Consider the following 22,989-nt stretch of genomic DNA (forward strand, 5'->3'; position numbering starts at 1 on the left):
ACACCGGACGAGACCCGATCGCATGACTGCCCGCGCCTTCATGATCCAGGGCACCGGCTCGGATGTCGGTAAGTCGCTGATCGTGGCCGGCCTGTGCCGCGCCTTCACGCGGCGCGGCCTCGCCGTGCGACCGTTCAAGCCGCAGAACATGTCCAACAACGCGGCCGTTACCGCCGATGGCGGCGAGATCGGCCGGGCCCAGGCGCTGCAGGCGCGGGCCTGCGGGGTGGCGCCTTCCATCCACATGAACCCGGTCCTGCTGAAGCCCCAGAGCGAGACCGGCTCGCAGGTGGTGGTGCAGGGCCGGATGGTCGGCACCGCGAAGGCGCGAGATTACCAGGCCTGGAAGCCGCGTCTCCTGGCCTCCGTGCTCGAAAGTTTCGATCATCTGAAGGGCCAGGCCGACCTCGTCATCGTCGAGGGGGCCGGCTCGGCCTCCGAGGTCAACCTGCGGCGGGGCGACATCGCCAATATGGGCTTTGCGCGGGCCACCGACACGCCCGTGATCCTGCTCGGCGACATCGACCGGGGTGGCGTCATCGCCAGTCTCGTCGGCACCAAGGCGGTGATCGCGCCCGAGGATGCGGCGATGATCGTGGGCTTCCTCGTCAACCGGTTTCGCGGCGACCCGAGCCTGTTCGCCGACGGCATGGAGATCGTCGCCACGGCGACCGGCTGGCCCGCCCTCGGCCTCGTGCCGCATTTCCCCGAGGCCGCGCGCCTGCCCGCCGAGGATGCGCTCGGCCTCGCCGGTTCCGCCTCATCCGGCCGGACGCGCATCCGCGTCGCCGTGCCGGTCCTGCCGCGCATCGCCAATTTCGACGACCTCGATCCGCTACGGGCGGAGCCGGAGGTGGAGGTCGTGCTGGTCCGGCCCGGCGAGGCGATTCCGGGCGACGTCGCCCTCGTCCTGCTGCCGGGCTCAAAGACCACGATCGACGATCTCGACGCCCTCCGTCGCGAGGGATGGGACATCGACATCCGCGCGCATCTGCGCCGGGGCGGCCACGTGCTCGGGCTCTGCGGCGGCTACCAGATGCTCGGCCGCACCTTGAGCGATCCGCACGGGATCGAGGGCGAGCCGCGCAGCGTCGCCGGGCTCGGCCTGCTGGAGGTCGATACGGTGATGACCCCGTTGAAGCGCCTCGAGGCGGTGAGCGGGCGGAGCCTTGCCGACGACCTGCCGTTCAGCGGCTACGAGATGCATGTGGGCGACACGGCCGGTGCGGACACGGTGACACCGCTGCTACGCTTCGCCGACGGACGGGTGGACGGTGCGGTCTCTGGCGACGGGCGGGTCTGCGGCACCTACGTTCACGGCCTCTTCGCCGACGACCGGCAGCGGGCCGCCTGGCTCGCGCGCCTGGGAGCGGCCTCCGACGGTCATTCCTACGAGGGCGAGGTCGAACGCGTCCTCGATGCCCTCGCGCGACATGTCGAGGCGCATGTCGATTGCGACCAACTGTTCGCCTTGGCGCGCTAGCAGTTCCCCAACATAGGCTCGACCGATCGGGCTCCCGCGCAAGGCACGAGCCATGAGGAAGTAGCCCGAGACGCCGTCGCCGCCGGAGGTCGACGCGCCTCACTCGTGAGACCGGGCTGAGCTCCTGGCTGCCCACCGTGGTGCTGCCTGGGCCCGCGCTCAAACTCGCCTGTGGGGCGAGCTCGATAGTCGCGGTTGTGTCCGCACTGCGCCGGGACGCCGTCCGCCGCAGCGTCGCCGCGCCGGTCGTCGCCCCACGCGCCGCCTGAACGACAGAGGCTGTCAGGGGAGCTTGTATTCGAGTGGTCCGCCATCCTTGACGCTGTCGAACATCACCAGGATTCGTTTGTCGCCCAGCACCGCGACGCCCTCCGCCTTGGCGCCCTTTTCTGCCCCGGTGAGACGGCCGATCGGCTCGAGCTTCGCGTTGGTGGAGGCCCCGGCCGCGAACAGGCTGTAGGGCACGTCGGTCTGCCCCTGAGCCGGCCCGGTGAGGACGAGGAGCCGCCCGTCGGGCAGGATGGCGAGATCGCGGATCCCGGCCCCACGCCCGACTGTGAGGGGGATCACCTGAGGGGCGGCCTTGAGCGGCTCGTGCCCCTGCGCGAAGAGAGCCCCGACATCCGCCTCGACGATGAAGGTCTTGCCGTCATGGGACGGTGCGCGCAGCCCGGCGAACAGGCGTGATCCATCGACGGCGACGCCCTCGATATTGAGGCCGTTGGGCGTCGCGTCGCCGTCATCGGTCTGGAGATCCTGCGTGTAGTAGGCGCTGACGGTCTCTGCCAGGCCGAGGGCGTCACCGAGGCGGTAGGTGGTCTCCACCGCACTCGGTCCCACCGGCTCGCCGGCCGCGTCGACCCTGATGCGCGCCAGCACGAAGGTGGAGAGCTTGAACTTCGCCTTGCCGCGCGAGCAGCCATGCGAACCGACCACGTAGAAATACGGGGCGGCATAGGCGACGCCTTCGCCGTCGAGATCGTCGAACTTGCCCTCGCCGCCCGAGCATCCGTTCTTCGAGGGCGGGGTTCCCAGCGTGTTCGGGCTCGGTCCGCCGCCGACGAGGTCGATATCGGCACCGGGCGTGATCGTGTGCCCGTCGATGGTGATGAATTGCGCGCCGGTATTCTCGTCGTTGACAACGAGGCACCGGCGTTTGCCCTCCCGTGGGGGCATGCAGGCGATGCCGCTGATGTCCTTTGCAGGCTTGCCGTCCTTGCCCTTCAGGCCGGACGTCATCGTGTAGGGCGGATCGACGGGCACGAGGTCGTGCTGGCCACCCCCCGCTGCGAAAGCCGGCGCGGCGGCTCCGTGAAGGAGAAGCATCGCCAGAAGACCAGTCCGTGTCATTGCCGCGTGCCCCTTCGAATGTCGGTGATCGGAATTACGGAAAAATAACTTTGAGTATCGATGCGCCAAGGACGACACATCCGAAAAGCAGCGCGCAGGCGATGCGATACAGGGCCAGCGCTCGCTCCACATCATGAGGGCCCGCCTTCGCCCGTCCGTCGCCCATCCAGGAATCGTCGACGATCTCGGAGCCGTACATGCGCGGCCCCGCCAGCCTCAGGCCGAGCGCGCCCGCCATTGCGGCCTCGGGCCAGCCGGCATTGGGCGAGCGGTGCTTGCCCGCATCGCGCCGGACGGCCCGGTACGCACCCGCCGCGGAGGCGCCGGGATGGAGGAGGGCGGCCGCCGCGATCAGCCCCGCCGAGAGCCGAGAGGCCGGGAGGTTGACGAGGTCGTCGAGGCGGGCCGAGGCCCAGCCAAAGGATTCATGGCGGGGCGTGCGATGGCCGACCATGCTGTCGGCGGTGTTGATCGCCTTGTAGAGCGCGCCTCCCGGCAGGCCCCCGGTCCCGATCCAGAACGCGGGCGCCACGATGCCATCAGAGAAGTTTTCCGATAGGCTCTCGATGGCGGCGCGGCAGATGCCGGCTTCGTCGAGGCTCTCCGGGTTGCGCCCCACGATCATCGCGACTTCGCGCCGCCCGCCGGCCAGCCCCTCGGAGCGGAGCGCCGAAGAGACACGGCCGACATGATCGTGGAGGCTGCGCTGCGCCGGCAGGGACGCGCAGACGAGGCCGAGCAGGATCAGGGCAGGCAGGTGACCGGCCGCGGCGGCCAGAGTCGTCGCCCCGATCGATACCGCCCCGACGACCGCCAGGAGGGCGAGAAGGCCGACTATCCCGGCCGCGCGCCGTCTCGCCTCGCTGCCCGTATTGAGGGACCGGTCGAGCCGGGCGATCACCCAGCCGATCCAGGTGACAGGATGGCCCAGCGCCCTGTAGAGCCGGTCCGGATAGCCGGCCGCCGCCTCGATGGCGAGGGCAAGGCCCAACACCACGAGCGTATCCGGCGGATGGAAGAGAGCGGTCCAGGTCATCGGTTCGCGGAGGGAATCCAGGCTGGTGGGCGGGAGCGCGACGGAGGCCCGATGAGCGGAAGCGAGGAGGCGGGCGAGGGGATTCTGCCCATCGCCCATGGCGGCGATCTCGATGCCGCCGGGGCGCTGTTCCCGCACGCCGAACAACCCTGGATCGACCTCTCCACCGGGATCAATCCGGTCCCGTATCCTTGTCCGCCGTTGGACGCCAGCACGTTCCGGCGGCTTCCTTCCCGTGCCGACCTCCACGCTCTGCTCGCCGCCGCCGCCCGCGCCTATGGCATCGTCGATCCGGACCATCTGGTCGCGGCGCCCGGCACGCAGATCCTCATCGAGACGCTGCCTCGACTGAGGCCCCCTTCGCGCGTGGCCGTCATCGGCCCGACCTATGCCGAGCACGAGGCTGCCTGGCTCCGGGGCGGCCACGCAGTCGCGACGGTGACCGATCCGGCGCAGGCCGAGGAGGCGGACGTCGTCGTCGTGGTCAACCCCAACAATCCCGATGGTCGGACCTGGGAGGCCTCCGCCCTCCTCGATCTTGCGGGACGCCTCGCACGGCGCGGCGGGTGGCTCGTCGTGGACGAGGCCTTCATCGATCTCGAAGAGGTCGAATCCGTTGCGCCCCGTGTGGGGCCGGGGCTGATCGTGCTGCGCTCCTTCGGTAAGACCTATGGCCTCGCCGGCATCCGTCTCGGCTTCGCCCTCACCGAATCTTTGCTCGCCCGGCGGATCGCGCAGGCGCTGGGACCCTGGGCGGTGCCGGGGCCGGCGCTCGCCATCGGCCGCACGGCCTTGGCCGATACGCCCTGGCTGCGCGAGGCCGCCCTTGCCCGCCATGCCGATTCATTGCGTCTCGACCGGCTTCTGGCCTGTCGGGGAGGGCGTGTCGTCGGCGGCACCTGCCTTTTCCGCACGGCCGAGTTCGACGATGCGCCGGGCCTGTTCCGACGTCTCGGCGAGGCGGGCATCTATGTCCGCCGGTTCGAGGCCAACCCGCGATGGCTGCGTTTCGGCCTGCCGGCGGACAAGGGCGAATGGTGCCGCCTGTCCCGCGTGCTCAAACCCGCCTGATCAGGCGGGCTTCGACCGCGACCGGTCGCCGATCGACACGAGAAGGCCCGCCCCCGAGAGGAGGGCGCCCACCGCGCAGACACCGGGCCACCCCGCCATGAGGAAGGCCTGCGAGCCGGCGAAGGCGCCCAGCGCCCCGAACACGAACATCACCGTGAACAGCACGGTGTTGATCCGGCCCCTGGCGCCTGGGACGAGGGCATAGGCCCGGGTCTGGTTGGCAATGAGCGCGCCGTTGATGCCGATATCGATGAGGAGCACGCCGATGGCGACTGCTACCAGCGAAACCTCTCCTCCCAGCCACAGAACCAGGAACGACGCGAGGACGAGCGCACCACCGGTGACGACCACCGGCCGGGCGCCCTTCCGGTCCGTGTAGCGTCCGGAGAGCGGGGCGACGAAGGCGCCGCAGACCCCGATCACCCCGAACAGCCCGGCGCCGGCAGCGGTGAGATCAAAGGGCGGAGCTTCCACCAGCAGGGCCAGGGTCGCCCAGAACGCGTTGAAACTGGCGAACAACAATCCCTGCGAGAGGCTGGCGTTGCGCAGGATCGGCTGCGTCTTCACCAGATGCAGGATCGACAGCATCAGCGCGCGGTAGCGCAGAGGCTTCGTCTGCTTGACCTTCGGGAGGGTCGTCGCCGCCACGAATGCGATGGCCAGGGCAACGACAGCGGCGGCGAAGAACACCGCGCGCCAGCCGAAATGCGCGCCGACGAAGCCGCTCACCGTCCGGGCGAGGAGAATGCCGGTGAGGAGGCCCGTCATCACCTGCCCTACCATCCGGCCGCGACTCTCATCCGGGGCGAGTTCGGCGGCGAAGGGCACCGCCTGCTGTGCTGCCGAGGAGAGGAATCCGATGAGGAGGCAGGCAAGCGTCAGGAAGGCGAGGTTCGTTGCCAGGGCGGCGCCGAGGAGCGCCACGCTCAGGCCGAGCAACTGCGCCACGATCAGAGTCCGCCTCGGCCAGGCATCGCCCAGCGGGACGAGGCCGAGAATGCCGAGGCCGTAGCCCACGAGGCAAGCGGTGGGAACGAGGAGGGCGGCGCGCTCGCCGAACTCGCTCACCAGAACCGCGAGGAGAGGCTGGTTGTAGTAGATGTTGGCGACGGCGCCCCCGGCGATCAGGGTCAGGCCGAAGCGCGCCTTGGCGGTGAAGCCGTGGCCGGAAGCGGTCTCGGGTTGCATGGTCAGGCGTGCACCGGAACGGTGCCGCCCGTCGCGCCAAGTCGATGAAAAAGCGATGGATTGTACGTCATTCGGTGGGCGGGTCCGTGAGCGACGGGAGAGCCGTGCCCTCGGTTAGGGGTGGCGGCGCGCGGGGGCAACCCGCGGCCGCGCGAAATGGTCCCAGCCGCGTCGGACGGCCGACGCGGGCCCCGACCTTCCATCGGATGCACCGATCCCCATATACGAATTGTTACCGGACAATGACTTGGTGCGTCGTTCCGGTGGAGTCCCACTTGGCAGGAGCCAAGTCGTTCTGCCACAGTCTCGACTGTCGAGACGAGTCGGTCCCAAGTCCCGGTGATAAGCATCGCGTGTCGACAACGGAGTTTGGAATGCCGAATTACCGCGTCAGTTTCGCAAAGCAAATCCTCGGCGTGCCGTTCACCATCGGATCGGTCGAGATCTCGCGCGCGCGCGATCCGCGTCGTGCTCAGCGTGCGGCGGAACTTCGTTTCGCGCGCCAGCACGGTGTCGAGGATTGGCGCGAGCGGGCGGATCGTGTCGCCATCGAGGCCGCACAAGCCTGACACACGGAATGTCGTCTTGATCCGTCTTTGCATAGTCTCGAGCAGGACGATGCCACAGCTATGGTCTCGATCACAGGTCGGCCTGCGGCTGCGGCATGGTCCCGCCTTCAAGACCCTGGTCCTCGGTCGCCCCACATCATAGACTGACGGCCATGCACGGCTGCGTTCCGCGGGGCCGGCATCACCCTAGCCGGGTGACAGGGTTTTTGGGGCAGGCGGCGAGCCATGGCGGCGATTTCGTTTTTCGGCGACCTGCTTCAGACCATCAGCGACCGTGGTCGCGATCTCATCGGCATCGGTCGCGGCGACCTCGCCGCGAGGGCCAACGCGCAGGAACTGATCAAGCTCTGCGAAGAACTGATCTCCAGGCGCGGCGAAGCCTCCGGCGTGGCGCTCGCCCGCCTGATCCTGGAGCGCTATTCGAGCTTGGCAAAGCCCGAGCGTCTCGTCTTCCTCCAGGGTGTCGCCACCGTGTTCGGGGCCGACCATGAAGCGGTGGACGATGCCATCGCCGCCTATCGCCGTGACCCGACCCGCGCCGCGCTCGGCGTCCTGCACGTGGCGGCCGAGCCGCGCAGCCAGGAACTCATTCGCCGCCTCAACCTCGCCCGCAACGGCACCCTCGCTCTGGTGCGGATGCGTGAGGACCTGTTCGCCCTGCGCAAGGAGTTGCGGGGCAGCGAGGCGGATCACGACCTCATCGACGCCGTCGACAGTCTCGACAGCGATTTCGAGCATCTCTTCGCCTCATGGTTCAACCGGGGCTTCCTGGTTCTGCGCCATATCGACTGGACTACGCCGGCCCATATCCTGGAGAAGATCATCCGTTACGAGGCGGTGCACGAGATCGCCGGCTGGGACGAGCTGCGCCGGCGCATCGAGCCGTCGGACAGACGCTGCTTCGCTTTCTTCCATCCGGCCCTGCAGGACGAGCCGCTGATCTTCGTCGAAGTGGCGCTTACCGGCGGCATTGCCCCGGCCATCGCGCCGATCCTGGCGCATGAGCGCGAGCTGCTTCCGACGCGTGCCGCCACCACGGCCATCTTCTACTCGATCTCGAACTGTCAAAAGGGGTTGGCTGGAATCACCTTCGGCAATTTCCTGATCAAGCAGGTGGTTGAGGATCTCGCCCGCGAGATCCCGAGCCTCAAGACCTTCGTGACCCTATCGCCGGTGCCTGGCTTCTCCGCCTGGCTCGACCGCGAGCGCCGCTCGGATTCGCCGCAGGGGCTGACGCGCGACGATATCGAGGCGTTGCGGGCCATCGACGAGCCGGGGTGGCACGCCGACAAGGCCAGGGCCGATGCGGTGAAGAAGGCCCTGATCCCCGCCGCCGCCGCCTATTTCCTGCGGGCCAAGAACGAGCGCGGCAAGCCCCTCGACCCGGTGGCGCGCTTCCATCTCGGCAATGGCGCGCGGCTGGAGCGGCTGAACTTCCTCGGCGACGTTTCGCCCAAGGGGCTGAGCCAGTCGCGCGGGCTGATGGTCAATTACCTCTACGATCTCTCGGCCATCGAGAAGAACCACGAAACCTATGCCAATCTCGGCACGGTGGCGGCATCGAGCACCGTGAGCCGCGAACTGAGGTCCAACCTACCGCCGATTCGCGCCGTCGCCCTGGCCGAGGCTTGATTTCGGGGCGTCGTCCGGCCACGGCTGTCGGTTCGATCACGGTTGGACGACGTCATGCGTAACCATCTCTTCGACCTCATCCGGGCGAGCCTGCCCGCCGATCCCGCCTCCCGGACCTTCATCGAGACCGGCGACGGCGCGCGGATCACCTATGCGGACATGCTCGAGCGTTCGGCCGCCTATGCTTCGGCCCTCAAGGCACTCGGGGTGAAGACGGGCGACCGGGTCGCCGTGCAGGTCGAGAAGAGCGCCGAAGTGGTGTTCCTCTATCTCGGCGCGGTTCGGGCGGGCGCCGTCTTCCTGCCGCTCAACACTGCCTACACGGCCCCCGAGATCGCGTATTTCCTGTCGGATGCCGAAGCGTCCCTGTTCGTCTGCGATCCCGCCCGGCTCGCTGCCCTGGAACCCGTCGCCGCCGAGGCGAAGGTCTCAGCGCTGCGTACCCTCGACGGGGCGGGACGCGGTACCATGGCGGAGGCGGCGGACGCGGCCGGCACCGACTTCGCGGATGTGGCGCGCGGCCCCGACGATCTCGTGGCGATCCTCTACACGTCGGGCACGACCGGGCGCTCGAAAGGCGCCATGCTCAGCCACGACAACCTCGCCTCCAACGCCGTCACCCTGGTGGAGGCTTGGCGTTTCACCGCCGACGATGTGCTGATCCACGCCCTGCCGGTGTTCCACACCCACGGCCTGTTCGTAGCCACCAACATCGTGCTGCTGGCTGGGGCCACGGCGATCTTCCTGCCGAAATTCGACCCGAAGCAGGTGCTCGCCTTGATGGGCCGGGCGACCTCGATGATGGGCGTACCGACTTTCTATACGCGCCTCCTCAAGGAGCCGGGTCTGACCCCCGAGGCGGCGGCGACAATCCGCCTGTTCGTCTCCGGCTCGGCCCCGCTTCTCGCCGAGACGCACCGGGACTGGCAGGCCCGCACCGGCCACGCCATCCTCGAACGCTACGGCATGACCGAGACCAACATGAACACCTCGAACCCCTACGAGGGCGAACGCATCGCCGGCACGGTGGGCCTGCCCCTGCCGGGCGTTTCGCTCAGGGTGGTCGATCCCGAGACGGGACGGGCCTTGCCCGCCGATACGGTGGGGATGATCGAGGTGAAGGGCCCGAACGTGTTCCAGGGCTATTGGCGCATGCCCGAGAAGACGGCCTCCGAATTCAAGGCGGACGGGTTCTTCATCACCGGCGATCTCGGCAAGGTCGACGCGCGCGGCTACGTCCACATCGTCGGGCGCGGCAAGGATCTCATCATCACCGGTGGCTACAACGTCTATCCGAAGGAAGTCGAAAACGAGATCGATGCGCTTCCGGGCGTCGTCGAATCCGCCGTGATCGGCCTCGCCCATGCGGATTTCGGCGAGGGAGTGACGGCGATCGTGGTCGCCCGCCCGGACGCGCCGGGGGAGCAGGAGATCCTCCGCATCCTCGAAGGGCGCCTCGCCCGGTTCAAATGCCCCAAGCGTGTGCTCTTCGCCGACGAATTGCCGCGCAATGCCATGGGCAAGGTGCAGAAGAACCTGCTGCGCGAAGCGCATGCGGAACTCTACCGCCGCTGAGGGGCAAGACGGCGGAACGCTTTGGCGGGCCGGCGGTTCTCGTCATCGAACGGCCAAGCTCGCGCCGTCTCCGTACCGGTTGCCGTCATGTCTTCGTCTCAGCCTCACCGTCCCGAGCCTACGGAGCCGGGCTCCACCCATTCGATGGTCTGGACTCTGGCGATGGGAGCGGCGCTCGTCGCCCTGTCGCTGGCACCGCGGTCGCGCGGCGCCAGGCGTGAGGGCGAACCACCCGAGCCGCGCCGCGACGAAGGCGCCCGTTCACATAGCGGGCGCAGCGCCGAATGGGTGGCGGCGACACAGGTCCATCGCGGTCGTGCCGCAGACAGTCCGACCGAGATCACCCGCGCCGGCTGGAAGGACATCGCCGTCCGCGTCTATCTGGAATTCAACAAAGACCGCGTGCTCGCGGTCGCCGCCGGGGTCACGTTCTTCACCCTGCTGTCGCTGTTCCCGGCCATCGCCGCCCTGGTCTCCTGCTACGGCCTCGTGGCCGATGTCGGCGCCATCAACGAGCACCTCTCTAGCATGCAGGGCGTGCTGCCCTCCAGCGCCATCGATATCATCGGCGAGCAGGTGAAGCGGATCGCCGCCAAGGATAACGGCACGCTGGGACTGACGTTCTTCTCCAGCCTCGTCCTGTCGCTCTGGAGCGCGAACGCCGCCATGAAGGCGATGTTCGATGCCTTGAACGTGGTCTACGAGGAAGACGAGAAGCGCTCCTTCGTGATGCTGAACCTGCGCTCCCTGACCTTCACCGTCGGGGCGCTCCTGTTCACTATCCTCGCGCTCACCAGCATCGTCGTGCTGCCGGTGATCTTCAACTTCTTCGGGTTCGGGCAGGGGGCGAGGCTCATCGCCCTGCTGCGCTGGCCCTTCCTGCTCGTCGTCCTCCTCGGCGGCCTCTCGCTGCTATACCGCTATGGCCCGAGCCGCGAGCGGCCGCGTTGGCGATGGGTCGGCACCGGTGGCGCTGTGGCAGGCATCCTCTGGCTCGCCGCCTCCATCCTGTTCTCGTGGTATGTCGGCAGCTTCGGCAATTACAACGAGACTTACGGTTCGCTCGGCGCCGCCATCGGCTTCATGACCTGGATCTGGATCTCGACGACGATCGTGCTCCTGGGTGCCGAGATCAATGCCGAAATGGAGCATCAGACCGCTCGGGACACGACGACGGGCCCGGAAAAGCCCATGGGCGACCGCGAGGCACGGATGGCGGACACGGTCGGCGCGGCTGCGTGACAGGGTGCGTGACGGCCTCGGGAGTCCTATTTCTCCAGCCTATCCCGAGGAACCGGAGGCCATCATGAGCGAGACCCAGTCAGGCACCGTCCAGCGCAGCGAGGCCGAGTGGCGCGAGATCCTGACGCCGGACCAGTACCGTGTCCTGCGCGAGCACGGCACGGAGCGGGCGGGCACGAGCTGCCTCAATGCCGAGAAGCGTCCCGGCACGTTCCACTGCGCCGGCTGTGATGCCCCGTTATTCGAGAACAGCACGAAATTCGAATCCGGCACCGGTTGGCCGAGCTTCTTCGATCCCATCGACGGCGCGGTGGAGACGACGACCGACCGGAGCCACTGGATGGTGAGGACCGAAGTGCACTGCGCCCGCTGCAAAGGTCATCTCGGCCACGTCTTCGATGATGGCCCAGCGCCGACGGGGCTGCGTTATTGCATGAACGGCATTTCACTGCGTTTCGAGCCGAATGCGTGAGCTCATTGGTATAAAAGGATAAAAATCGGGGCCGGGCTTACGAGAGCGGCCTTGATTTAGTCCCAATTTTTCTTAGTCGAAGGGAAGTGGTCTTCCCCTTTGTGTGCCGTCGGCGGTCCGAGGCGGGAAAACGATCGAATTCGGACGGTTCGTGCCGGCCGGTTTCCACAGGCCGGGCATTCCGTCGCTGCCGAAACAGGGTATGGCTTCGAACGGCGCTGACGTTGCGCCCGTGGCGCGGCGCTCCGGAGGAGTGCTTGCCATGATGAGCCGATCCGGGGGGAGAGAATACATGAGTGTCGTTCGTCGGTTTCTGGTCGCGCCTTCGCTTGTCCGCCTGATCCGCAAGGAGCGCGGCGGTTCGAAGATCACCGAGGGCTATTTCGCTCCCCAGGCCGGTCGCACCTCCTATGTCCGTGTCGATGGCCAGAACTGCCATCTCGTCCTCGTCACGACGGCGCCGGACGGAACGTCGAGCGAGGAGCGGACCGACGTTCCCCGCGCCCACGGCGATGCCCTTCTGGATGTCTGCTCCGGCAAGGCGATCTACGACCGCGCCGTGCTCGCGCTCGGTAACGGCCGCGAGGCGCTCGTCGACCGCTACGCGACACCGGGCGCCCTCGACCTGCTCAGCGTCGTGTTCGACGACCCCGCCCAGGCCGCCGCTTTCGTACCCCCGGCCTGGTTCGGCGACGACGTCACCGAGAATTCCGCCTATGACCGCCATTCCGTGGCGATCCAGGGTGTGCCGCAAACCGGCGAGGTTCCCCTGAACAACGCCGCCCTCGAAGCGATCCTCGATCTGCTCGAACCGCGCTTCGGCTTCGGCCGCTTCAATGCCCCGCCGCCGAAGGCCGGTGAGGACGAGGCGACCCTTCGGGCGAACCGCCGCGCTGCAGCCCTGGCTGCCAAGGCGGCCGCTCCTGCGGCCATCCCGGTGGAAGAGGCCGCACCGCAACCCGTCGTTGAGGAACGGAGCGAGGAGCGTCGGGAAGAGCCCGCGGCGGCGGAGGAGACCGCGACGGACACTCCGATCCGCACCGATGCCCGCATCGACGACGTCATCGAAAGCCTGTCGCAGGCTCTGGGCGCGTCTCAACCGTCCCGCGCTCCTGCACGCGACGACGATCCGGCAGCCGAATTCGAGCGCTGGACCGTGCGTCCCCGCCGTACTCCGCAGACCTGAACCGTTGGGACCGGAGGTGGGTCATGCCCATCTCCGGGCTCCTCGCGAGGACCCGGCAGCACCGGGCAGATCCGGCAAAGTGGATGACCAACGATTGTATGCAGTAGCGCGACAGAAGCTCGGCGCGTTACAGAAGCAGCCCATCCTCACGGTTTCGGCGAGAAACAAAGATTATCTCTCATAGCCGCGTTGAGGCGAGGGATTAAACTCGCTAGCGTCTCGCCAAGACAGACGAGCGTGCGCCCAACGAGGCGCCTGTGAGGGAACATGGTTCAGACCACCGTCCATGCCGGAGGCAGCGCGCCGGCAGCACCGACACCTCACGAACCTTGGTACAAGGTCCTCTACATCCAGGTGCTGATCGCCATCGCGCTCGGCATCCTGCTGGGATATCTGCACCCCGAATGGGGCAAGTCCGTCAAGTGGTTGGGCGACGCCTTCATCGCCCTGATCAAGATGATGATCGCGCCGATCATCTTCTGTACCATCGTCCACGGCATCGCCTCCATCGGCGACCTGAAGAAGGTCGGCCGCGTAGGCTTGAAGGCGCTGGTCTATTTCGAGGTGGTCTCGACCATTGCGCTCCTCATCGGCGTGCTTGTGGGTGAGGTGGTAAAGCCCGGCGCCGGTTTCAATGCCGATGTGAGCAAGCTCGACGGTAAATCGGTTGAGAAATACGCCAAGATCGCTGCCGACGATTCCGTCACCGGCCATATCATGGCTCTGATCCCGAAGAGCTTCTTCGACGCTTTCGCCACCGGTGACCTGCTCCAGGTTCTTCTCATCTCGATCCTCACCGGCGTCGTGGTGACCGGCATGGGCAAGCGCGGCGAGGCGATCACGCACGCCATCGACACGGCCGGCCAGATCTTTTTCCGCATCATCGGCCTCGTGGTGAAGCTCGCCCCCATCGGTGCCTTCGGCGCCATGGCCTTCACCATCGGCCAGTACGGCATAGGCAAGGTGATCGATCTCGCCTGGCTCGTCGGTACCTTCTACGTCACCGCCTTCCTGTTCGTGGTTCTGGTTCTGGGCGGCATCGCCCGGGTGGCCGGCTTCTCGATCTTCAAGTTCCTGGCCTACATCAAGGACGAACTCCTCATCGTGCTCGGCACCTCGTCCTCCGAGACGGTGCTGCCGCACATGATGACGAAGATGCGCCGCCTGGGCGCCTCGGATTCCGTCGTGGGCCTGGTGATCCCCACGGGCTATTCGTTCAACCTCGACGGCACCAACATCTACATGACGCTGGCGTCGCTGTTCCTGGCCCAGGCCGTGGGTGCGGACCTGTCGTTCGGCCAGTACGCCACCATCATCCTGGTCGCGATGCTGACCTCGAAGGGAGCCTCCGGCGTCACGGGCGCGGGCTTCATCACTCTTGCGGCCACGCTCAGCGCCATCCCGAACAATCCGGTGCCGGTTGCCGCCATGACCCTGATCCTGGGTGTCGACAAGTTCATGTCGGAGTGCCGGGCCATCACCAACCTGATCGGCAACGGCGTCGCCACGGTGGTGGTCAGCCGCTGGGAGGGTGAACTCGATCAGGAGAAGCTGAACCAAGTGATGGCGCATCCCTTCTCCATCGGCACCGACATTTCCGACCACGCGCCGAACATGGACCAGGAGCCTGCTCCCCGTCCGGCGGTCGCCGCGCAATAGGGCGAGGACATGGACCCGGCGCATCTCCGCATCGGGATCGACCTCGGCGGCACCAAGATCGCCGGCATCGTTCTCGATGCCGGCGGAGCCGTTCGCGCCGAGGGCCGGATCCCGACCCCGAGGGACGATTACGACGCGACCCTCGACGCGATCGTGTCGCTCGTCCTGCGGATGGAGCGCGAGGCAGGCGGCATCGGCAGTGTCGGCATTGGTATGCCTGGCGCGGTCTCGCCACGCAGCGGCCTCGTGAAGAACGCCAACTCGGTCTGGCTGAACGGCAGGCCCTTCGTCATCGATCTCGAGGCGCGGCTCGGTCGGCCGGTCCGAGCGGAGAACGATGCCAATTGCCTCGCGGTCTCCGAGGCGGTGGATGGCGCGGGTGCCGGGGCGCGGGTCGTCTGGGCGATCATCCTAGGGACCGGCGTCGGTTCCGGCATCGCCATCGATGGTGTGGCCCTGTCGGGCGCCAACCGCATCGCGGGCGAATGGGGGCACAATCCACTCCCCGCGCCTCGCGACGACGAACGGCCCGGTCCCGCCTGCTATTGCGGCCGGCAGGGCTGTATCGAGACGTGGCTCTCCGGGCCGGGGTTCGCCGCCGACCATGGCAGGCGGACCGGAGCGGCCGCCCCGATGGGCGAATCCGTCATTGCCGCCGCGCGGGCGGGCGATGCAGCCGCATGCGAAAGCGTCGCTCGCTATCGGGAAAGGCTCGCCCGCGCGATGGCCGGCGTGATCAACGTCCTCGACCCCGATGTGGTGGTTCTCGGTGGTGGGCTGTCGACCGTGCCGGAACTGACCGCCGACCTGACCGGACTGATCCGTCCGCATGTCTTCTCGGGAGAATGCGAGACGCCGATCCGGGTGAGCCGCCACGGCGACGCTTCCGGCGTGCGGGGTGCAGCCTGGTTATGGGGCCTCCACGCCTGAACCTCTCCCCATCGTTCCCCGCAGCCGGTATGGACGGGGCATCGCATAACGACGTGAGCGTATTCCCATGACGAGTCTGGCTTCCCTCGATCCCGCCGCCCGCGACGCACTTCACGCAGAGGCCCGCGACGCCTACGAGGCCTTCAAGGCCCGTGGCCTGAAGCTCGACATGACCCGCGGCAAGCCGTCGCCCGAGCAGCTCGACCTGTCCAGCGCGATGATGTCCCTTCCGGGGAACGGCGACCACTTCGCCGAGGCCGGCGACGATGCGCGCAATTACGGCGGCCTCCAAGGCCTGCCAGAGGCGCGCGCCCTGTTCGCGCCGATGGTGCAGGCGCCGGCCGCCCAGATTGTCATCGGTGACAATTCCAGCCTCGCGCTCATGCACGATTGCATCGCCTGGGCTCTGCTGAAGGGCGTGCCCGGCTCGGAGAAGCCCTGGTCGAAGGAAGAGGAGCCGGTCTTCCTTTGTCCCGTCCCGGGCTATGACCGCCACTTCGCCATCTGCGAGGCCCTGGGCATCCGCATGCTGCCCGTCCCCATGACCGGCGAAGGGCCGGACATGGACGTGGTCGAGAAGCTTGCCGCCGATCCCGCGGTCAAAGGCATGTGGTGCGTGCCGAAATACGCCAATCCGAGCGGCGAGACCTATTCCGACGAAACAGTCCGGCGCCTCGCTTCCATGAAGACCGGCGCTCCCGACTTCCGCCTTTTCTGGGACAACGCGTACACGGTCCATCACCTCACCGCGACGCGCCACCCCCTCGCCGACATCCTCACCCTCTGCGAGGAAGCCGGCCATCCCGACCGGCCCTTCATCTTCGCCTCGACCTCCAAGATCACCCTGGCGGGAGCAGGCATCGCCGTGTTCGCCTCCTCGCCGGAAAACGTGCGCTGGTTCCTCGGCCGCTCGTTCTTCCGCACCATCGGGCCGGACAAGCTCAACCAGCTGCGCCACGTCCGCTTCCTCAAGGACATGGCTGGCATCGAGGGGCATATGGAGAAGCAGCGCGCGCTCATCGCGCCGAAGTTCCAGGCCGTTCTCGACGCGCTGGAGGCCCGGCTCGGCGGAACCGGCGCAGCCACCTGGACGAAGCCCGAAGGCGGCTACTTCATCACCGTCGATACGGTGGACGGCGCGGCGCAGCGGACCGTTGCCCTCGCCAAGGAAGCCGGCATCGCCCTGACGCCCGCCGGCGCGACCTCGCCCTATGGACGCGACCCGCATGACCGCACCCTGCGCCTCGCCCCTACCTTCCCTTCACTGTCGGACGTGAAGGCGGCGGCGGAGGGGATCGCGCTCTGCATCCTCCTCGCCGGACTGGAGACACAGCAGGCGGCCTGACCAGCGTCGGCCGCTATTCGCTCCCCTCGGCGCAGGGCGATCGCATATGACACCACACCGTCATTCCGGGTCGCCACAGGCGAGCCCGGAATCCAGAGCCGCTGACAGTGTAAAGTCCTGCACCACTTGAGTTTCTGGATCCCGGGCTCCGCTGCGCGGACCCGGGATGACGGGGTGGTACCGGCGGGTTTCTGATAAGCAAATCGGCATATGCGATAGCCCTGCCTCGGCGAGAGGGGGGGGGGCGATGGCGGCCGACGATGAGGCACAGGATATGGACGGATCCCTACCGCTCTCTTTGCCCGTGATGGGGAAGGTGGGCGGACCCGGCATCGCTCGATAAGCGACCGGCGCGTGATCGGCTGGCCGGCATGTGAGCGTGAAACGCGATAGGCGAGACCAAGTACGGCGTCGCCCCCGGGGGCGACGGTGATGCGGCCGAACCTAGTCGTTCAGCGGAATCCGCCGACGCGACGATCCCGCTTACGCTCGGCGGCCGGTTGATACGCGATCTGAGCGTGGTGAGTGCAATAGGGCAGGCCGGTGATCGAGCGGTCGCCGCAATAGTGGAAATCCGGCGAGGTCGGATCGCCCAGCGGCCAGCGGCACATGGATTCGCGTAGATCCATGATCGTCACGCGCTTGGACACGGCCAGCGGCGTGGCCTGAGGCATGACCAAGGCGGTTGTCTCGGGAAATGCCAGGCTCGGCGTCGCGACGGGATCGGCCACGGGGGCGAATTCCACGACCGTGTCGGCCTCGGTCTCGGGTGCCCGTGCCGCGGGCTTCTTCCGGCCATTACCCGGCGAATCCGCTGCCTTCACGCGGCCCGAAAGGCCGAGCCTGTGGACTTTGCCGATGACCGCATTGCGGGTGACGCCGCCGAGCTGGGCCGCGATCTGGCTCGCGCTCAGGCCCTCGTCCCAGAGACGCCGCAGTAGCTCGACACGCTCGTCCGTCCAGCCAGCACCGGTATCCGTCATCGCCCCCTCCGACATCCGCTCGATTCCCCCGACCGGCACCGAACGAACCCTGCGAAAACCCGCATGGCCTGACCGTCCAATACCATACAGATGGTGGTCGCCCAGGGCACCCTTACGACGACGATCGGAACCGTACAGGACGCTTCGATGCCGATGCAAGGGCGCCCGAAAGCCGGGACGGACTTTCCACCGGCAAACCGTCGGGGGCGTCTCGGCTGTATTCTGAAGGGGCGGCGGCGATGCGGCTCCGCCATGAGTGCGACGGCATAATCCTCCGCCGTATCCGACAGTATCGCCCGCCGGCTCAGCTTTCCCTTGACCTGACGCGGGATCGGGCGAGAAGCGCGTGTTTCACCAAGAGCCGAGAAGTGAAGGACAGGTCATGGTCGCGCCCGATCCGACCGAGGGACGCCGCTCCGGCGAGGTGCCGCCACGCCTCGAAACACGCGGCCTGCGTGTCGATTTCGGTCGCAAGCTCGCTCTCGACGACGTCTCCCTCGCCGTTCGCGCGGGCGAGATCATCGCCCTTCTGGGTGATTCCGGCTGCGGCAAGAGCACCCTGCTACGTGCGGTGGCGGGGCTCGAACAGCCAAGCGGCGGCCTCGTCCTTCTCGATGGGCAGATCATGGGCCCGAGGGTGCCGCCGGAGGAGCGGGGCGTCGGATTGATGTTCCAGGACTACGCCCTGTTCCCCCACCTCACCGTCATGCAGAACGTTCGCTTCGGCCTTCACCGGCTGCGCGCCGATGAGGCCGATGCCGTGGCGAGGGCGCGGCTGGAACAGGTCGGCCTCGCCGACCGGGCCGCGAGTTATCCCGGCGACCTGTCCGGCGGCGAGAGCCAGCGCGTGGCGCTCGCCCGCGCGTTGGCGCCGGGGCCACGCGTGCTGCTCCTCGACGAGCCCTTCTCCAATCTCGACCGGCGCAACCGCGACCGGGTCCGGGCCGACACGATCTCGGTGCTGCGCGCCACGGGCGCGACGGCGCTCCTGGTGACGCACGACCCGGAGGAGGCCTTGCTGGTGAGTGACCGGATCGTCCTGATGCGGAGCGGACGCATCGTCCAGATCGGCACCGGTGCGGATCTCTACCGGCGTCCCGTCTCGCATTTCGCCGCGAGCTTCTTCGGTGATCTCATCGCTTTCCCCACGCGCTGCATCGACGGCGCGGCAACGACGCCGCTCGGCAAGTTTCCGGCGCCGGGAATCGCCAGCGGCGCAAGGGTGGCCGCCTGCGTCAGGCCCGAGGCGATTCTGCTATCCGGCGCGGAAATTGGTCATCCGGCGCGGGTCATCCGCCGGCGCTTCCTCGGACCCGTCGCGGAATTGACCCTGGCGGCGGAGGGGTTCTCCGACACGTTCCGCCTTACCGTCGCGGAAGAGACATCGGCGGGGGAGGGCGATTGCGTCGGCCTCAGGCTCGCTAACGGCGCGGGGTTGGTTTTTCCGCTCGAGACGGATTAATTCCGCTTGGTTGCTCGTGCTTGGCAATATCCAGAAGTATAGTTTTTAACGATAATAAACTGAAGACATAAGTCTTGCTTTTCTCGTGAAGATGCGGCCCAGAACCGTTCGCCACGGGAAGAGGAATGGACGTCATGGTCGGTTGGGTCTCGAAATGTCTGGTCGGCGGCGCGACGGCTTTCGCCTGGATCTCCGGAGCGACGGCCGCCGAGGTCAATATCTACACCACGCGCGAGCCCGGCCTGATCAAGCCCTTGCTCGATGCCTACACGGCCAAGAGCGGCGTCACCGTCAACACCGTTTTCGTCGAAAAGGGCCTCGCCGAGCGCGTGGCCTCCGAGGGCGAGCGGTCTAAGGCAGACGTGCTCATGACCGTCGATATCGGCAATCTCATCGAACTCGTGGATCGCGGCTTGGCGCAGCCGGTCCGTACGGAGACCTTGGAAGCCGCTGTCCCGGCTCCCCTGCGCGATGCCGGTGGTCTCTGGTACGCCCTCTCCATGCGCGCCCGCGTCGCCTATGCCGACAAGGACCTCGCGGAGAAGGCCCTGACCTACGAGGATCTCGCCGACCCGAAATGGAAGGGCAAGCTCTGCCTGCGCGCGGGCCAGCACCCTTACAACACGGCGCTCATCGCCCATTACATCGTCAAGCACGGGCCGGATAAGGCGAAGGAATGGCTGACCGGCGTCAAGGCCAATCTCGCGCGCAAGCCGGCCGGTGGCGACCGTGACGTAGCCCGCGATATCCTGGCCGGAACCTGCACCGTCGGTCTCGGCAACTCGTACTATGTCGGGCTGATGCGCTCGGGCAAGGGTGGCCCGGACCAGCAGAAATGGGGCGACGGGATCAAGGTCGTACTGCCGGTCTTCACGAGCGGTGGCACCCACGTGAACGTCTCCGGCGCCGTCGTCGCGAAAGGCGCGCCGAACCGCGACGAAGCGGTCAAGCTTCTCGAATACCTCGTCTCGGACGAGGGCCAGGGCCTCTATGCGAAGGCCAATTTCGAGTATCCGGTGAAGGTGGGCGCGCCGATCGACCCCCAGCTCACCGCGCTGGGCCCGCTGACCATCGATACCGTGCCCCTGGCCGAGATCGCCCGTAACCGGAAGGCCGCGAGCCTGCTGGTGGATACGGTCGGCTTCGACAACTGAAGCCCAGGCCGATGCGGGTGGCTGCCGAACTGGCCGGATCGGAGGCCGCGCTCGGCACGGACGTCGTTCCGCGCCCGGCGTCGCGCCTGCGCGCCGGGCCTCTCGCCTGGGCGGCGGGAGCGCTGGCGCTCGCCGCCCTGATCCTGAGCCCGGTCGTATCCCTGTCGCTGACGGCGGCGGGGGGATCGAGCGAGGTCTGGCCGCATCTCCTGGTGCATGTCCTGCCGCAGGCGACGCTCACCACTGCGTTGCTCCTCGGCGGCGTCGGCCTCCTCGTCGTCATGCTCGGGGTCGGCTCCGCCTGGCTCGTCTCAGCCTACGAGTTCCGGGGCCGACGCCTCCTGGAAATCGGGTTGCTGCTGCCCTTGGCGGTGCCGACCTACATCGTCGCCTTCGCCTATCTCGACCTGCTTCATCCGATAGGCCCGGTCCAGACCGCGCTTCGCGATGCTCTCGGCGTCGCGCGGCCGAAGGATCTGCTGCTGCCCGAGATCAGGTCCCTGCCGGGCTGCATCCTGCTTCTCGGCTTCGTGCTCTATCCATACGTCTACCTGCCGACGCGGGCGCTGTTCCTGATGCAGGCAGGCACGCTCATCGAGGCGGCGCGCATTCTCGGACGGTCGCCGATGGCGGTCTTCTTCCACGTCGCCTTGCCGCTGGCGCGCCCCGCCATCGCCCTCGGCACCAGCCTCGCCCTGATGGAGACACTCAACGATATCGGCGCCGCCGAATTTCTTGGCGTAAGGACGCTTACGGTTCAGGTCTACGCCACCTGGATCAACCGCTCCGATCTGCCCGGCGCCGCGCAGATCGCGCTGGTCATGCTGGCGATGGTGCTCCTGCTGCTGGCGGCCGAACGCTGGGGCCGGCGGGGGCGCGGCTATTCCGGCACGGCACAGCGCCAGCGCGGCATGGCCCGCCATCGCCTGTCCGGCGCGTCGGTCCTGGCCGCCTTGTGTCTCGGCACTCTTCCCATCGCCATCGGTTTCCTGATTCCGGCGGCCCATCTCGTCCATTCCGCCATCGCCCGCGTGACCCGGCTGGGATTTCCCCGGGGAGTCATCGCCGAGGCGGGAAACACCCTGCTCTATGCCGGCCTCGCCACCCTGCTGGCGGCGATATGCGGCTTCCTCGTCGCCGCCGGCCCGCGCCTCGTCGCGCGACGTTTCGGGCAGGGGCTGATCCGCATCGCCGCCCTCGGCTACGCGCTTCCCGGCGCGATCCTGGCGATCGGGCTCCTCGGCCCGCTGGCTCTCGCCGATGCTTCCCTGTCCCGTGTCACGACGGCGCTCTTCGGCGTCGCCCCGGCCATCATCGGAGTCGGAGCGGGTGGCGCCCTCGTCGTCGCCTATCTGGTGCGCTTCCTCGCGGTCGGTGTCGGCGCCTGCGAGGCCGGCCTGTCGAAAGTGCCGGCCTCCCTCGGGGAAGCCGGGCGCATGCTCGGCCGGGGGGCTGTCGGCACGCTGATGCGCGTCCACCTGCCGATGACGTGGCCGGCTTTGCTGAGCGGAGCGCTCCTCGTCTTCGTCGACTGCGTCAAGGAACTGCCCGCGACCCTGCTCCTGCGCCCGCTCAACGTCGAGACCCTCGCGACCCATCTCTATGGGGAGGCGGTGCGCGGTACTTACGAGGACGGCGCGGTGGCGGCCCTCCTCATCGTCGTCGTCGGCCTGATCCCGGTGGCTTTGCTCCTCCGCTTCGGCTCGCCGGAGCGGACCCCGAGGGGCGGTTGAGGTTCGGGATCGAGGCCGTTCGCCGGGCTTCCGAACCTTATCGTATGCCGGCTCGGCATAGTCGCTGCCGACCAACGCGACAGAGGCCCTTGACGGGCGCGTGGGCCTCGCCCTAGAAGGCCCTCGGTCCGGGTGCGTAGCTCAGCGGGAGAGCATTCGCTTCACACGCGAAGGGTCACAGGTTCGATCCCTGTCGCGCCCACCATTCCCCTCAAGCCGCAGCGATAGCCGGCACGAGGGTCTCGACCGCATCCACCAAGTCATCGAAATGCTGGATCACCCGCGTGGGGCCGAGTTGCTCCACCGGCAGGTCGGTATAGCCGAACGGCACCGCGATCACCGGAATGCCGGCAGCCTTCGCGGCATCGATATCGGCGCGGGAATCACCCACCATCACCGCGCGCGAGACGTCGCCCTTCGCCTGCTCCACCGTGAGGGTGATATGGGCCGGATTGGGCTTGTAGACCGGGAACGTGTCGCGACCGCAGATGGCGGCGAAGCGGCCGGCAACACCGAGCTCCTCAAGCAGTTGCTTGGCATGGGCCTCGACCTTGTTGGTGCAGACCGCCAGCAGGAAGCCGCGGGCGCTCAGCATCTCGAGCGCCGTCTCGACGCCGGGGAACAGGTAGGAATGCTCGCTGAGATGGCGGCCGTAATGGTCGAGGAAATCGACGAACAGGGTCTGCAGCCTTGTGTCGTCGAGCGTTTCCCCCGCCGCCTCGAAGCCACGCTGGATCAGCGCCTTCGCGCCGGCGCCGATCATGTCGCGGGCTTGATCCAGGGGCAGTGTCGGCAGGCCTTCGCGGGTGAGGATCGCGTTGAGGGTGCCGACGAGGTCACCCGCGGTCTCGGCAAGGGTTCCGTCGAGGTCGAACACGACGATGGGCGGCAGGCTTGGCATGGTGGCTCGCTGGGTTCT

At 67.6% G+C, this 22,989-nt stretch carries 19 protein-coding genes and 1 tRNA gene; 15 read left to right on the forward strand and 5 right to left on the reverse strand.

Going from position 1 to position 22,989, the window contains the following annotated elements:
• Window positions 1-22 precede the first annotated feature (22 nt).
• Window positions 23-1,483, forward strand: coding sequence for a cobyric acid synthase (locus tag IPV08_RS01035; protein ID WP_207410175.1), 1,461 nt, complete (start codon window positions 23-25; stop codon window positions 1,481-1,483).
• Between the two features lie 282 nt (window positions 1,484-1,765).
• Here IPV08_RS01035 and IPV08_RS01040 read toward each other — a convergent pair whose 3' ends face one another.
• Both IPV08_RS01040 and cbiB read right to left on the reverse strand, forming a co-directional pair.
• A complete protein-coding gene (locus tag IPV08_RS01040; RefSeq protein ID WP_207410177.1) occupies window positions 1,766-2,833 on the reverse strand; it encodes a DUF3616 domain-containing protein in 1,068 nt (355 codons plus the stop codon).
• 34 nt (window positions 2,834-2,867) lie between these two features.
• Window positions 2,868-3,869 carry an adenosylcobinamide-phosphate synthase CbiB gene (gene cbiB / locus IPV08_RS01045; protein WP_207410416.1) on the reverse strand — a complete coding sequence of 334 codons (1,002 nt, stop codon included), beginning with the start codon at window positions 3,867-3,869 and terminating at the stop codon, window positions 2,868-2,870.
• A gap of 51 nt (window positions 3,870-3,920) precedes the next feature.
• Here cbiB and cobD point away from each other — a divergent pair, with 51 nt between their 5' ends.
• Window positions 3,921-4,940 (forward strand): threonine-phosphate decarboxylase CobD, encoded by a 1,020-nt coding sequence (gene cobD, locus IPV08_RS01050; RefSeq protein ID WP_207410180.1) that lies wholly within the window; start codon window positions 3,921-3,923, stop codon window positions 4,938-4,940.
• Here the strand turns inward: cobD and IPV08_RS01055 are convergent, their stop codons facing one another.
• On the reverse strand, window positions 4,941-6,128 hold the full coding sequence (locus IPV08_RS01055) for an MFS transporter (protein WP_207410182.1): 1,188 nt from the start codon (window positions 6,126-6,128) through the stop codon (window positions 4,941-4,943).
• Between the two features lie 374 nt (window positions 6,129-6,502).
• On the opposite strand from IPV08_RS01055, the gene IPV08_RS01060 reads away from it, so the two are divergent.
• The 9 genes from IPV08_RS01060 to IPV08_RS01100 all read left to right on the forward strand — a co-directional run bounded on the left by IPV08_RS01060 (window position 6,503) and on the right by IPV08_RS01100 (window position 16,738).
• The gene (locus tag IPV08_RS01060; RefSeq protein ID WP_056431926.1) at window positions 6,503-6,697 is read left to right on the forward strand and encodes a hypothetical protein; all 195 of its coding nucleotides are present in this window, start codon (window positions 6,503-6,505) and stop codon (window positions 6,695-6,697) included.
• Window positions 6,698-6,922: 225 nt separating this feature from the next.
• Window positions 6,923-8,329 (forward strand): malonyl-CoA decarboxylase, encoded by a 1,407-nt coding sequence (locus tag IPV08_RS01065; RefSeq protein WP_207410184.1) that lies wholly within the window; start codon window positions 6,923-6,925, stop codon window positions 8,327-8,329.
• 54 nt (window positions 8,330-8,383) lie between these two features.
• Window positions 8,384-9,904, forward strand: coding sequence for a malonyl-CoA synthase (locus IPV08_RS01070; RefSeq protein ID WP_207410186.1), 1,521 nt, complete (start codon window positions 8,384-8,386; stop codon window positions 9,902-9,904).
• Window positions 9,905-10,066: 162 nt separating this feature from the next.
• On the forward strand, window positions 10,067-11,146 hold the full coding sequence (locus IPV08_RS01075; RefSeq protein WP_246747727.1) for a YihY/virulence factor BrkB family protein: 1,080 nt from the start codon (window positions 10,067-10,069) through the stop codon (window positions 11,144-11,146).
• 64 nt (window positions 11,147-11,210) lie between these two features.
• On the forward strand, window positions 11,211-11,618 hold the full coding sequence (msrB, locus tag IPV08_RS01080; protein WP_056431934.1) for a peptide-methionine (R)-S-oxide reductase MsrB: 408 nt from the start codon (window positions 11,211-11,213) through the stop codon (window positions 11,616-11,618).
• Window positions 11,619-11,910: 292 nt separating this feature from the next.
• Window positions 11,911-12,804 (forward strand): hypothetical protein, encoded by an 894-nt coding sequence (locus IPV08_RS01085; protein WP_207410188.1) that lies wholly within the window; start codon window positions 11,911-11,913, stop codon window positions 12,802-12,804.
• A gap of 267 nt (window positions 12,805-13,071) precedes the next feature.
• On the forward strand, window positions 13,072-14,463 hold the full coding sequence (locus IPV08_RS01090) for a dicarboxylate/amino acid:cation symporter (protein ID WP_056431940.1): 1,392 nt from the start codon (window positions 13,072-13,074) through the stop codon (window positions 14,461-14,463).
• Window positions 14,464-14,472: 9 nt separating this feature from the next.
• Window positions 14,473-15,393 (forward strand): ROK family protein, encoded by a 921-nt coding sequence (locus tag IPV08_RS01095; protein ID WP_207410190.1) that lies wholly within the window; start codon window positions 14,473-14,475, stop codon window positions 15,391-15,393.
• Window positions 15,394-15,460: 67 nt separating this feature from the next.
• Window positions 15,461-16,738, forward strand: coding sequence for a PLP-dependent aminotransferase family protein (locus IPV08_RS01100; RefSeq protein ID WP_207410192.1), 1,278 nt, complete (start codon window positions 15,461-15,463; stop codon window positions 16,736-16,738).
• 452 nt (window positions 16,739-17,190) lie between these two features.
• On the opposite strand, the gene IPV08_RS01105 is transcribed toward IPV08_RS01100, so the two are convergent.
• The gene (locus IPV08_RS01105; RefSeq protein ID WP_246747706.1) at window positions 17,191-17,721 is read right to left on the reverse strand and encodes a GcrA family cell cycle regulator; all 531 of its coding nucleotides are present in this window, start codon (window positions 17,719-17,721) and stop codon (window positions 17,191-17,193) included.
• A gap of 382 nt (window positions 17,722-18,103) precedes the next feature.
• Between IPV08_RS01105 and IPV08_RS01110 the strand changes: the two genes are divergently transcribed.
• The 4 genes from IPV08_RS01110 (at window position 18,104) to IPV08_RS01125 (ending at window position 22,275) form a co-directional block, all read left to right on the forward strand.
• Entirely contained in the window at window positions 18,104-19,183 is a 1,080-nt protein-coding gene (locus IPV08_RS01110; RefSeq protein WP_207410194.1) for an ABC transporter ATP-binding protein, read from the forward strand.
• 125 nt (window positions 19,184-19,308) lie between these two features.
• Window positions 19,309-20,337 carry an extracellular solute-binding protein gene (locus IPV08_RS01115; protein ID WP_207410196.1) on the forward strand — a complete coding sequence of 343 codons (1,029 nt, stop codon included), beginning with the start codon at window positions 19,309-19,311 and terminating at the stop codon, window positions 20,335-20,337.
• Window positions 20,338-20,348: 11 nt separating this feature from the next.
• Window positions 20,349-22,070 (forward strand): iron ABC transporter permease, encoded by a 1,722-nt coding sequence (locus IPV08_RS01120; protein WP_246747707.1) that lies wholly within the window; start codon window positions 20,349-20,351, stop codon window positions 22,068-22,070.
• 130 nt (window positions 22,071-22,200) lie between these two features.
• Window positions 22,201-22,275 (forward strand) — tRNA-Val (locus tag IPV08_RS01125).
• 6 nt (window positions 22,276-22,281) lie between these two features.
• Here IPV08_RS01125 and gph read toward each other — a convergent pair.
• Entirely contained in the window at window positions 22,282-22,971 is a 690-nt protein-coding gene (gene gph, locus IPV08_RS01130) for a phosphoglycolate phosphatase (protein ID WP_207410205.1), read from the reverse strand.
• Between the last annotated feature and the right edge of the window lie 18 nt (window positions 22,972-22,989).

It is taken from the genome of Methylobacterium sp. SD274 (assembly GCF_017355285.1).
Taxonomy (GTDB): domain Bacteria; phylum Pseudomonadota; class Alphaproteobacteria; order Rhizobiales; family Beijerinckiaceae; genus Methylobacterium.